The sequence below is a fragment of the Mesorhizobium sp. P3_B5 genome (assembly GCF_056402815.1).
Map to the genome: position 1 here is coordinate 799,306 of NZ_JBFUGR010000001.1, position 10,370 is coordinate 809,675.

Annotated in this window: 15 protein-coding genes; 10 read left to right on the forward strand and 5 right to left on the reverse strand. The window is 63.1% G+C overall.

All coding sequences use genetic code 11. The features are described 5' to 3' along the window. The first annotated feature begins 122 nt into the window (after nucleotides 1-122). From AC1DVW_RS04030 to AC1DVW_RS04070, 9 genes are all read left to right on the forward strand, one after another. Nucleotides 123-1,562: a patatin-like phospholipase family protein gene (locus tag AC1DVW_RS04030; RefSeq protein ID WP_477321324.1), complete on the forward strand. Its 1,440-nt coding sequence runs from the start codon at nucleotides 123-125 to the stop codon at nucleotides 1,560-1,562. 96 nt (nucleotides 1,563-1,658) lie between these two features. Next, nucleotides 1,659-2,312 carry a glutathione S-transferase family protein gene (locus AC1DVW_RS04035; protein WP_477321326.1) on the forward strand — a complete coding sequence of 218 codons (654 nt, stop codon included), beginning with the start codon at nucleotides 1,659-1,661 and terminating at the stop codon, nucleotides 2,310-2,312. Nucleotides 2,313-2,320: 8 nt separating this feature from the next. Next, nucleotides 2,321-2,650, forward strand: coding sequence for a YciI family protein (locus AC1DVW_RS04040; protein WP_477321328.1), 330 nt, complete (start codon nucleotides 2,321-2,323; stop codon nucleotides 2,648-2,650). Between the two features lie 442 nt (nucleotides 2,651-3,092). Beyond that, nucleotides 3,093-3,302, forward strand: a complete 210-nt coding sequence (locus AC1DVW_RS04045) for a cold-shock protein (protein WP_010915421.1) — start codon at nucleotides 3,093-3,095, stop codon at nucleotides 3,300-3,302. A gap of 293 nt (nucleotides 3,303-3,595) precedes the next feature. Beyond that, nucleotides 3,596-3,823, forward strand: coding sequence for a hypothetical protein (locus AC1DVW_RS04050; protein WP_477321330.1), 228 nt, complete (start codon nucleotides 3,596-3,598; stop codon nucleotides 3,821-3,823). Further along, nucleotides 3,823-4,230 (forward strand): hypothetical protein, encoded by a 408-nt coding sequence (locus AC1DVW_RS04055; protein WP_477242595.1) that lies wholly within the window; start codon nucleotides 3,823-3,825, stop codon nucleotides 4,228-4,230. The genes AC1DVW_RS04050 and AC1DVW_RS04055 overlap by 1 nt, the downstream gene beginning before the upstream one ends. Before the next feature lies 1 nt (nucleotide 4,231). Next, nucleotides 4,232-4,417, forward strand: coding sequence for a hypothetical protein (locus AC1DVW_RS04060; RefSeq protein WP_477273679.1), 186 nt, complete (start codon nucleotides 4,232-4,234; stop codon nucleotides 4,415-4,417). A gap of 5 nt (nucleotides 4,418-4,422) precedes the next feature. Further along, complete coding sequence (locus AC1DVW_RS04065) at nucleotides 4,423-4,809, forward strand: YkgJ family cysteine cluster protein (protein ID WP_477321332.1); 387 nt, start codon at nucleotides 4,423-4,425, stop codon at nucleotides 4,807-4,809. Nucleotides 4,810-4,889: 80 nt separating this feature from the next. After that, nucleotides 4,890-5,501, forward strand: coding sequence for a LysE family translocator (locus tag AC1DVW_RS04070; protein ID WP_477317068.1), 612 nt, complete (start codon nucleotides 4,890-4,892; stop codon nucleotides 5,499-5,501). A gap of 113 nt (nucleotides 5,502-5,614) precedes the next feature. Here the strand turns inward: AC1DVW_RS04070 and AC1DVW_RS04075 are convergent, their stop codons facing one another. From AC1DVW_RS04075 to AC1DVW_RS04085, 3 genes are read right to left on the reverse strand one after another with little or no spacing between them, the layout of a single operon-like run. Beyond that, nucleotides 5,615-6,001 carry a nuclear transport factor 2 family protein gene (locus AC1DVW_RS04075; RefSeq protein WP_477321334.1) on the reverse strand — a complete coding sequence of 129 codons (387 nt, stop codon included), beginning with the start codon at nucleotides 5,999-6,001 and terminating at the stop codon, nucleotides 5,615-5,617. Between the two features lie 16 nt (nucleotides 6,002-6,017). Then, entirely contained in the window at nucleotides 6,018-6,467 is a 450-nt protein-coding gene (locus AC1DVW_RS04080) for an OsmC family protein (RefSeq protein ID WP_477321336.1), read from the reverse strand. A gap of 31 nt (nucleotides 6,468-6,498) precedes the next feature. Then, on the reverse strand, nucleotides 6,499-7,509 hold the full coding sequence (locus AC1DVW_RS04085; protein WP_477321338.1) for a zinc-dependent alcohol dehydrogenase family protein: 1,011 nt from the start codon (nucleotides 7,507-7,509) through the stop codon (nucleotides 6,499-6,501). A 101-nt stretch (nucleotides 7,510-7,610) separates the two neighbouring features. Here AC1DVW_RS04085 and AC1DVW_RS04090 point away from each other — a divergent pair, with 101 nt between their 5' ends. Further along, a complete protein-coding gene (locus AC1DVW_RS04090) occupies nucleotides 7,611-8,222 on the forward strand; it encodes a TetR/AcrR family transcriptional regulator (RefSeq protein WP_477321339.1) in 612 nt (203 codons plus the stop codon). A gap of 72 nt (nucleotides 8,223-8,294) precedes the next feature. Here the strand turns inward: AC1DVW_RS04090 and groL are convergent, their stop codons facing one another. Together groL and groES are read right to left on the reverse strand one after the other, a co-directional pair. After that, on the reverse strand, nucleotides 8,295-9,950 hold the full coding sequence (groL, locus tag AC1DVW_RS04095; RefSeq protein ID WP_477273667.1) for a chaperonin GroEL: 1,656 nt from the start codon (nucleotides 9,948-9,950) through the stop codon (nucleotides 8,295-8,297). A gap of 63 nt (nucleotides 9,951-10,013) precedes the next feature. Beyond that, on the reverse strand, nucleotides 10,014-10,310 hold the full coding sequence (gene groES, locus AC1DVW_RS04100; RefSeq protein ID WP_006203049.1) for a co-chaperone GroES: 297 nt from the start codon (nucleotides 10,308-10,310) through the stop codon (nucleotides 10,014-10,016). Nucleotides 10,311-10,370: the final 60 nt, after the last annotated feature.

A 10,370-nucleotide genomic window follows, 5' to 3' on the forward strand; every position in this document is an offset into this window, starting at 1 on the left:
CAAACGGGCCGGCGTCCTTCTGGTTCCACACTGCCATGCCAACCGCGCCGGTTGCGCCCGGCGGGGCAATCCGGATAGGCTCCGCTCGGGCCGCAATTTGAGGGTTGGCCCGGGGGTGTCGGATGCGTTTTCGTCCAGACCTTGCCTTGGCTGCCGCCATGCTGATGGCCGGCTGCGTCGCCAACGATGTCGGGCCGATCAACGTCGAGGTCTCCAAGGTTGGCCACCCGTCGCCGACCTTCCTTCCCGATCCGGGCGACGACGGCTCGACTGTGGTCGGCCTCGCCTTTTCCGGCGGCGGCACCAGGGCGGCGGCCTTTTCCTATGGCGTGCTGCGGGCGCTGGACGAGATCGTCATCGACGAGCGGCCGTACCGCCGTACGCTGGTCGATGACATCAGGATGATTTCCGGAGCGTCCGGCGGCGCCATCGCCGCAGCCTATTTCGGCTACAGGGGCAAGGACGGCTATCAGGATTTTCGCGAGCGTTTCCTCATCCAGGATGCGGAAGCCGATCTCAGGACATCGCTATCGCCGCTCAATCTGGTGCGCGCCTACAATGGCGGCGTCAACGACCGCAGCGGCTTTGCCAAATGGCTGAACGACCATCTCTTCGATGGCGCGACGTTCGAGGCCTTCCGCAAACCGGACCGCCCCATCGTCTGGGTCAATGCGTCCGATCTCTACAACCGCACGCCGTTCCTGTTCAGCTACGACACCTTCGCGGCCCTGTGCAGCGATCTCGACAAGGTGCGGCTGGCCGATGCGGTTGCCGCCTCCGCCGCCGTGCCTGTCGTCTTCGCGCCGATCGTGATCTCGGCCACCAGTCCGCATTGCGACTATCACCGGCCGCAATGGTTGGAGCGGGCGCTGGCCGATCGCAACGCGTCGACCCGGCTCAGGGCCCATGCCAGGGCGCTCGATTCCTACCAGAAGGAGGATCCACTCGACTTTGTAAAGCTGCTCGACGGTGGCCTGACCGACAACATCGGCGTCACCGGCTTCACGCTCGAGCGCTCTGCCGCCGGTAACCCTTACGGTCCGCTGTCACCGTCCGCCGCCGTCAGGTTGAGGACGCTGCTTTTCATCGTCGCCGACGCCGGCAGCGACCGCGATGTGACCTGGGCCAAGAAGATCCACGGGCCGAAGCTCAGCCAGCTGTTCGGCGCCGTGACCGGCACAACGCTGGCGGCCTCGGTGCGTGACGAATTCGATGCGCTGACGTTGGCCGTCTCGCAATGGCAGGACGAGCTGGTGCGCTATCGCTGCAGTCTGCCGGTCGCGACGGTGGCCGCCTATCGCGGCTCGGCGGGCAGTTGGAACTGCCGCGATGTCCATCTCGTCGTCGAGCATCTGTCCTTCGCCGACCTCGATCCGGCAAGGCAGGTCAAGCTGAACCTGATCCCGACGCGCCTGAAACTGCCGGTCGAACAGGTCGATCTCACCATCACCGCCGGCCGCGAGGCGTTGCTGGTCAATGCGGAGATCGCCAGCGCGGTCGCCGCCATCCGCGCGCGTGCGGGTGTCTCGCCTGGTGCGCAAATGGCGGCACAGGCCAACTGATATCAGGGGTGAAGGCTGGACCAGTGCATGGCCGCCGAAACGCTTTGCTGGTCTCGCATCCGCTGGCTAGTGTGGCGAAAAATTGGGGAGACCATCTTGGCTGAATTCAAGCTCTACATCGGCAACAAATGCTTCTCCTCATGGTCGCTCAGGCCATGGGTGGCGATGAAGCATCTGGAGATCCCGTTCGAGGAAGGTTTTGTGCGCCTGCGCACGCCGCAGACCTTTGCCAATCTGGCAAAAGTGTCGCCGACCGGGCTGGTGCCAGTCCTGAATCACAATGGCAGGATCGTCTGGGAAACCCTTGCCATCCTTGAATATCTCGCCGACTTGTTTCCGCAAAAGAAGCTGTGGCCGACCGATATCGGCGCCCGCGCGCTCGCCCGCTCGGTGGCGACCGAGATGCATTCCGGCTTTCGCGAGGTCCGCTATGGCTGGCCGATGAACCTGCGCCGTCCCAAGGGTCACAAGCCGCTCGACGCAGATGGAGAAGTGCAGCGGGAGCGCATCGAGGCGATCTGGCGGCAGTGCCGCGCCGGGTACGGCAAGGGCGGCCCATTCCTGTTCGGCCATTTCACCGCGGCCGACGCCATGTATGCGCCGATCGTCACCCGCTTCGACACCTATGGCGGCGAGCTCGCGCCGGATACCCGTGCCTATGTCGACGCTGTGCTGGCGACGCCGGCGATGCGCCACTGGTATGCGGAGGCAGCGAAAGAAACCTGGCCGGAGCCTGGTCCGGACGAATAGGAGGAGGTATGGCCAGCAACGACGGACCGGGCGAGGCGGCAGTGCCATCGATCTTCCACTGCCGGCTGATCCCGCCTCGGCCTGACTTCGCCTTCACCATGACGGAGGAGGAGAGGGAACTGATGGGCCGGCATGCCGACTACCTTCGCGGCAAACTTCGCGATGGCACCATGATCCTGGCCGGCCCGGTCGCAGACCCGGCCGGTCCTTGGGGGCTACTGATCCTGCGCGTCGGGAGCGAGACTGAGGCCAGGGCGGTGACCGATGCCGACCCCGTCGTCCGCTCGGGGAGGGGCTTCCGCTATGAAATCTTGCCGCTGATGAGCGCAATCATCTGAGGGGCACCACTGCATGGCGCCAAATACAAGAACGCCCCTCGTGCCTTTTATCGCGCGGGGGGCGTCCTGTTGCCATTAGCCTTTCATTCGATTGCTCTCATGAATTGCTGACGGCACCCATAAAATGCACAGGCGCGGGGTTGGTTCCCTCGTGTGTAGAATTTTTTTGGGAGGGCCTGCCGCCCGCGCACCGCGCTGCCTCAGGTCCTTTTGAGATCCTGGCTGCGGACAACTTTGCGTCGAATCTTGCCGTTGCCTAAACCAAAAATTGACACGGCTTCAAAAGAAGCGTAGAAGAAATTCGTCGATATTTGTTTGACCGACTTTTGTTATCCGCGCACACATGCGCGCCTTTGACGAACTTCCCCATCAAAAATCGAGACAAAAATCGTTGTGCATTCGCACCGCGATTAACGAATACTTGCCATGGAAAGGGTTCGTCATGAGCACCGGCACAGTTAAATGGTTCAACGCCACCAAAGGTTTTGGTTTTATTCAGCCTGACGACGGTTCAGCCGACGTTTTCGTTCACATCTCGGCCGTAGAGCGCGCCGGAATGCGCGACATCGTCGAAGGCCAGAAGCTCGGCTACGAGATGGTCCGCGACAACAAGTCGGGCAAGATGTCCGCCGATCAGTTGAAGGCGGCCTAAAACGGAATTCAGCTTTCCCGGTGACCACGGATGTACTGGCACCGGTGAATGGCGAATTCTGAGGCCTGCGTCTCCCCAGGGAGGCGTGGCGCTGTGATGGAAGGTCAGGCAATGCCTGGCCTTTTTCATTTTTCGGCGCTGCAAAAGTTCAAAAGAGCGCCGCGCGGTCATCCGAACGTGCTAAGGACGCTTCAGCTATCTGAATCCGACTGCCGTCTTGCTTTGTGCGTGGTCCTGGCCGAAAGACCGATCTCGCCGCTTTTCGGCAGCATGCTCCGAACGGGAGAAAGACCTTGACCGCCACTTCAAAGAGATCCCGCGACCAGGCTGAATCCATCTTCAGCAAGGCCCAGACCCAGTCGATGTCGCTCAACCGCATCACCTCCGAACAGGACGCCGTCAGCCAGGCACGGGAAGCCAAGACCGCACGGCTGCGTGAACTGCGCCTGGAAAAGGAAGCCGACGATTTGGCCGCGGCTGCCGCGGTCGCGGCCCTGCCGAAACGGGCGGGCAAACGCTGATGGCAACCAAACGCGTGCCGCCAACACCGATCGATGCCGATGCGACCATTGCGTCCATGGTCCCAGGCATGGACAAGCCGGTCGAATATGTCCGCCGGGTGCTGGAAAAGCTCGAGCGCTGCAAGCGTGCGCATGGCGATGCCCAGGTGCGCGTCGGCGTGCGCGGCCGCGCCGAAGCGCCGAACTACCTGATCGAATATATCCGCGAGGACAAAAAGACCCATGAGCGCGTCACCCATCAGGACGCCGCCTATAGCGGCAGCACGCACCGCGAACTGGCGCCGCATCACATTGCGGAGGCCAGGAACTGGTCGCCCGAAGAAATGAACATCACGGCGGTCTCGGCGCTGATCGGCCGCTTGCGCAACCCGAATGCGCCATCATCGCGTTTTTCTGACGAGGATTGACATGGCCATCAAGTTTTCCGCCAAGGACCAGCCGACGGCGCCTGCTGCCGTGAAGTTGGCCAAGCCGGCCGCCAATGACAAAAAGCCGGCGGCGGTGAAGCCGGTGGATGGATCCGCCGAGACCTCGACCGATCTGTTTCTTTCGCCGGCGGCGCCGTCGAAGGGCAAGGCCGGCAAGAAGAAATAGCCTCGTTGCCGAAGGACGCGGACCGCAATCTCATCGCCGCCGGGCTGCTTGGCCCGGCCGCCGCCGCCGATTTTTTATCGCCGCGGGAGGATGCCAACCCCGTCGCAATCTTTGACTGCCAGAGCTGCGGCGCCTGCTGTTCCTATTCGGCCGAATGGCCGCGCTTCTCCACAGAGGATGACGCGCAGCTCGACCGTATCCCGGCAAAATATGTATCCGCCAACGAATCCGGCATGCGCTGCGACGGCGTGCGTTGCTCGGCACTCACCGGCGAGGTTGGCAAACGAACCGCTTGCGGCATCTACGAGATCCGCCCCGATGTCTGCCGCGCCTGCATGCCCGGCGACGACGATTGCCTGATGGCGCGCAAGGCGCACGGGCTGCCAGTCTAGCGGCCTTTCGCCTCCGTCTTGTGCGCCACCGTCCGGCCCGATACCTTCCCGCCGGGCAGGGCGCGTCGGAGGAACCATCCGTGAGCATCGAATTTCTGTTGACGTCGCTGATCGTCGTGGCTTCGCCCGGCACCGGTGTTCTCTACACGCTGAGCGCCGGCCTTTCGCGCGGGGCGCGGGCCTCGATCATTGCCGCTTTCGGCTGCACGCTCGGCATTATCCCGCATATGGCCGCCGCCATCACTGGCCTGGCGGCACTGCTGCACACAAGTGCTGTCGCCTTCGAAACGCTGAAATATCTCGGCGTTGCCTATCTGCTCTACATGGCCTGGAACACGCTGAAGGAGAAGGGTGGCCTGAGCGTCGAGGAAAATGTCGCGCCGCGCTCGGCCGGCAAGGTGATCACCTCCGGCATCCTGATCAACATCCTCAACCCAAAACTGTCGATCTTCTTTTTTGCCTTCCTGCCGCAGTTCGTCAGCACCACCGAACCGCACGCGCTGTCGAAGATGTTGGAGCTCTCGAGCGTCTTTATGCTCCTGACCTTCGTCGTCTTTGTCGGCTACGGCATCTTCGCAGCCTCGATTCGCAGCCATGTCGTGTCGCGGCCGATGGTGCTGACCTGGATGCGCCGCACCTTCGCCGGCGCCTTCGTCATGCTCGGCGCCAAACTGGCGCTGGCGGACAGGTAGCGTTTCAAGAGCATGATCCCGAAAAGTGGAATCCGGTTTTCGGAAAAGATCATGCTCAAACAAGAAGATAGAGCCCCGTCCCGATTCTATCGGGATGGAACAGGCTCTGGGCGCTATCCCTTCACGTAGCCCATTGCCTCGACGATGCGCCCATCCGCGACGCGCATCAAATTGACGCCGCGGATGGAGTTGCCGTCGGCATGAAAATAGCGCCAGCGGATCGTTGCCCGCTCGCCGGCGACGAATGTCTCTTCGAGGTCGAAGCGCGTGCCGGCCTGGGTGGCGATCGCCGACCACAGCCCAACGCAGGCCTCGCGGCCGGCATGGCGGGCGCCGTCCGGCGCAGGCACGGTGTTTTCGATGACGCAGTCCTCGGCCACCAGTTCGGCGAGTGCCGACGGATCGTGCAACTGGAACACGTCGTTGAAGCGCCGCATGATCTCGGCCGTCTCACGGGATCGGTCGTCCGGATGGATGTCCACGATGCTCTCCTGTTTCATCTCAAATCTCCTGGTTTCATGCTTCCGCGCCGACGGGTGCGACAAGCTCGGCCCTGAGCGTGATGCTTGCCACGCCGGCTAGGGCGCGCGAGACGAGGCAGGTCGTCTTCGCCGTCTCGGCAAGGCGCTGGAATTCTCTGGGCTCAAGGCCCGGAATCTCGGCTTGCGTTTCGAGCTCGATACGGGTGATCGTCGGCCCGGCCGTGGTCGCGCCGAGATGCACCTTGGCGACGGTGCGAATGCACGCGAGCTCATATCCATCCCTGCCCAGTATGGCGCTCAGCGCCATCGAGAAGCAGCCGGCATGTGCGGCCGCGATCAGTTCTTCCGGATTTGTGCCCGGACCGTTCTCGAACCGCGACGGGAAGGAGTAGGCGCCTTCGAACACACCGCTGCCGAGCCGCAAACGGCCCGAACCCTCTTTCAGTGTGCCTTGCCACTCGGCCGAGGCTTCACGAATTGTCATGTCTGCTCTCCGTTGTTTGAGGGGTGGGAAATCAGGCGCCGGTGATGACCACTTTCCCGAAGACGTCGCCCTGCTGGAAATAGCGGTAGGCATCGCCGGCCTCGGTGAAGGGGAAGACCTTGTCGATGACGGGCTTCAGGCGATGCATCGAGACGGCGCGCAGCATGGCTTCGAGGTTGGTTCGGCTGCCGACGAAGAGGCGGCTGATGGTGGCGAGGCTGCGCTGGTAGAGCGCTGCCGGCAGCTGGATCGAGCCGCCTTTGGCATCCTGCAGCGTGAGCAGCACGATGTGCCCGTAAAGTGTGCTGGCGATGAGCGACTGCGCGAAAGTCGCCGGGCCGCCGGTCTCGACGACGAGGTCGATGCCGCCGGTGTGTTCGCGGACAGCCGCCCCCCATTCCGGCGTGTCCGTGCTGGAGACGACAAGGTCGGCGCCCAGCGCCCGCAGCCTGTTCGCCTTCTCGGCGCGCGAGGTGACGGCGACGACGCGGCAGCCGAGCAGCTTGGCAAACTGCAGCGCGAACAGCGAGACGCCACCCGAACCGATGACCAGAACCCATTGGCCAGGCTTCGGAATTCCCGCGCCGGTCACCGCATTCCAGGCGGTCAGCCCGGCGCAGGTCAGCGTTGCCGCCTCATGCCAGTCGAGATGGTCGGGCAGCCGCGCGGCCCATTGTTCGTCGAGTACGGCGTATTCGGCCAGCATGCCGTCCAATGTGCAGCCGAGCTGGTCGATCAGCCCGGCGTTGATGCGGCCATCGATCCAGCGGGCAAAATAGCTGCCGGTGACGCGGTCGCCGACGGCAAAGCGGGTCACGGCATCGCCAATGGCGACAACTTCGCCGGCGCCGTCGCTCAGCGGTCTGACATCCTGGCGCGGCGGCAAAGGATAGGTGCCTTTGAGGATCATCGTGTCGCGGCGGTTGAGCGAGGTGGCGTGAACATGCACCACGATCTCATGCGGTTTTGGCTCCGGCTGCACCTCGTCGTGCATCACCAGGCATTCGGTCCCGCCGGACCCTTCAAGACGGTAGCTTTGCATGTCGATCTCCTCAAATATATGTAGACTGATCTACATATTATGTAGACCGATTGTCATATTCTCCGCAAGGCCTATAATGCTGACTGCTGACAGAGGTTGACATGGCGAACGACACCCGCACCCGCATACTCGAGACGACGGCGCTGCTGCTCAGGCAGCGCGGCTATCACGGCACCTCGCTCAACGACATTCTGAGCGCCAGCGGGGCGCCGCGAGGCTCGCTCTACTTCCATTTTCCCGGCGGCAAGGACCAGTTGGTCATCGAGGTGACGCGCGACAGCGTCGCCGGTGTGACGCAAAGGCTGGGTGAGGCGCTGGCCGCCGAAGCCGACCCGGCGGTGGCCGTCCACCACATCTACCAGGCGGTCGGGCGCATGCTGGAAGACAACCAATTTTCGCTCGGCTGCCCGATCGCTCCCGTTGTGCTGGACTCGCCGACCGATGTGCCGGAACTGGCCGAATTGTGCCGCTCGGCCTTCGTGCAATGGATAGGTCTGCTGCAACAGGCCTTCGTCAGGGCAGGGGTGCCCGAGCGCCGCGCGCACGCCTTGGCTCTGCTCGTCGAATCATCGCTGGAAGGCCTGATGGTGATCGCCCGCGCCACCCGCGACCGCGCCCCGCTGCAGGCCGTGGCCGATGAGGTCGCGGCCCTGATCGAAACTGCAGTGCTGGCTGCAGGAGAAGTCCGGCGACGCGCCGATGCCGCCGTCTGAACAACGCGACCTCAAAACAAAAAGGGCGCCTTTCGGCGCCCTTTCCGTATCTGAAGGCTGATAGGGGTTGGATTAGAAATCCATGCCACCCATGCCGCCCATGCCGCCGCCGCCCATGCCGCCGGGCATGCCGCCGCCAGCCGCTTCCTTCTTCGGAGCTTCGGCGATCATGGCTTCGGTGGTGACGAGCAGGCCGGCGACCGAGGCCGCGTCCTGGAGAGCGGTGCGAACGACCTTGACCGGATCGACGATACCCATGGCAATCATGTCGCCATATTCGCCGGTCTGGGCGTTGTAGCCGAAGGTCGCGCCCTTGTTCTCAAGGATCTTGCCGGCAACGATCGATGCTTCCGCACCGGCGTTGGCCGCGATCTGGCGGGCCGGAGCCTGCAGAGCGCGACGCACGATGTTGATGCCTGCGGTCTGGTCGGAGTTGGCGCCGGTTGCCTTGATGGTGAGCGAAGCGCGCAGCAGAGCGACGCCGCCGCCGGGAACGATGCCTTCTTCGACGGCCGCACGGGTCGCGTTGAGGGCGTCATCGACGCGGTCCTTCTTTTCCTTGACTTCGATCTCGGTCGCACCGCCGACGCGGATCACGGCAACGCCGCCGGCCAGCTTGGCCAGACGTTCCTGCAGCTTCTCCTTGTCGTAGTCCGAGGTGGTCTCCTCGATCTGCTGCTTGATCTGGGCAACGCGGCCCTGGATCTCGGCCTTCTTGCCGGCGCCGTCGACGATGGTGGTGTTCTCCTTGGAGATCGATACCTTCTTGGCGCGGCCGAGCATGTTGAGGCCGACGTTCTCGAGCTTGATGCCGAGGTCTTCCGAGATGACCTGGCCACCGGTGAGGATGGCGATGTCTTCCAGCATGGCCTTGCGGCGATCACCGAAGCCCGGCGCCTTGACGGCGGCGATCTTCAGGCCGCCACGCAGCTTGTTGACGACCAGCGTGGCCAGAGCCTCGCCTTCGACGTCTTCCGAGATGATGACCAGCGGCTTCGAGGTCTGCACGACAGCCTCGAGGATCGGCAGCATGGCCTGCAGGTTGGAGAGCTTCTTCTCGTGGAGGAGAATGTAAGCGTCTTCCAGATCCGCAACCATCTTGTCGGCGTTTGTGACGAAGTATGGCGAGAGGTAGCCGCGGTCGAACTGCATGCCTTCGACGACTTCGAGTTCGGTCTCAGCGGTCTTGGCTTCCTCGACGGTGATGACGCCTTCATTGCCGACCTTCTGCATCGCTTCCGCGATCATCGAGCCGACCGAGGAGTCGCCATTGCCGGCGATGGTGCCGACCTGGGCAACCTCTTCCGAGGTCTTGATCTTCTTGGCGTTCTTGATCAGCGTCGCGACGACGTCGGCAACCGCGAGATCGATGCCGCGCTTCAGGTCCATCGGGTTCATGCCGGCGGCAACCGCCTTGTGGCCTTCCTGGACGATCGACTGCGCCAGAACGGTCGCGGTCGTGGTGCCGTCGCCGGCGATGTCGTTGGTCTTCGAAGCAACTTCGCGGACCATCTGCGCGCCCATGTTTTCGAACTTGTCTTCAAGCTCGATTTCCTTGGCGACGGTGACGCCGTCCTTGGTGATGCGCGGGGCGCCGAACGACTTGTCGATGACGACGTTACGACCCTTGGGGCCGAGCGTGACCTTCACCGCGTCGGCGAGGATGTTGACGCCGCGCAGCATGCGCTCGCGGGCGTCGCGGGAGAATTTTACGTCTTTGGCAGCCATGTTTTAGCTCCTGGCAGGGGCTTGGGATCAAGCCCGAAATTCAGTTGACGGTGAGGCCGATAATCAGCCGATGATGCCCATGATGTCGGATTCCTTCATGATCAGAAGGTCTTCGCCATTGAGCTTGACTTCGGTGCCCGACCACTTGCCGAACAGGATGCGGTCGCCAGCCTTGACGTCCAGCGGGACCAGCTTGCCGGCTTCGTCGCGGGCGCCGGAACCAACGGCGATGATCTCGCCTTCCTGCGGCTTTTCCTTCGCCGTATCCGGGATGATGATCCCGCCGGCCGTCTTGGATTCGGATTCGACCCGGCGAACGACCACACGGTCATGAAGCGGGCGGAACTTCGACTTTGCCATTTTTTCTTCCTCGAATGAGAACGGTGAGAACAGTTCCTCCATCCGGCGGCGCCGGACGTA

What these genes read in the sequence shown, in the direction of transcription:
- AC1DVW_RS04060 (WP_477273679.1), top strand. Translation starts at nt 4,232, where the DNA reads ATGGCCATCAAGTTTTCCGCCAAGGACCAGCCGACGGCGCCTGCTGCC.
- AC1DVW_RS04080 (WP_477321336.1), bottom strand. Translation starts at nt 6,467, where the DNA reads ATGACAATTCGTGAAGCCTCGGCCGAGTGGCAAGGCACACTGAAAGAG.
- groES (WP_006203049.1), bottom strand. Translation starts at nt 10,310, where the DNA reads ATGGCAAAGTCGAAGTTCCGCCCGCTTCATGACCGTGTGGTCGTTCGC.
- AC1DVW_RS04030 (WP_477321324.1), top strand. Translation starts at nt 123, where the DNA reads ATGCGTTTTCGTCCAGACCTTGCCTTGGCTGCCGCCATGCTGATGGCC.
- AC1DVW_RS04045 (WP_010915421.1), top strand. Translation starts at nt 3,093, where the DNA reads ATGAGCACCGGCACAGTTAAATGGTTCAACGCCACCAAAGGTTTTGGT.
- AC1DVW_RS04040 (WP_477321328.1), top strand. Translation starts at nt 2,321, where the DNA reads ATGGCCAGCAACGACGGACCGGGCGAGGCGGCAGTGCCATCGATCTTC.
- AC1DVW_RS04055 (WP_477242595.1), top strand. Translation starts at nt 3,823, where the DNA reads ATGGCAACCAAACGCGTGCCGCCAACACCGATCGATGCCGATGCGACC.
- AC1DVW_RS04090 (WP_477321339.1), top strand. Translation starts at nt 7,611, where the DNA reads ATGGCGAACGACACCCGCACCCGCATACTCGAGACGACGGCGCTGCTG.
- groL (WP_477273667.1), bottom strand. Translation starts at nt 9,950, where the DNA reads ATGGCTGCCAAAGACGTAAAATTCTCCCGCGACGCCCGCGAGCGCATG.
- AC1DVW_RS04085 (WP_477321338.1), bottom strand. Translation starts at nt 7,509, where the DNA reads ATGCAAAGCTACCGTCTTGAAGGGTCCGGCGGGACCGAATGCCTGGTG.
- AC1DVW_RS04075 (WP_477321334.1), bottom strand. Translation starts at nt 6,001, where the DNA reads ATGAAACAGGAGAGCATCGTGGACATCCATCCGGACGACCGATCCCGT.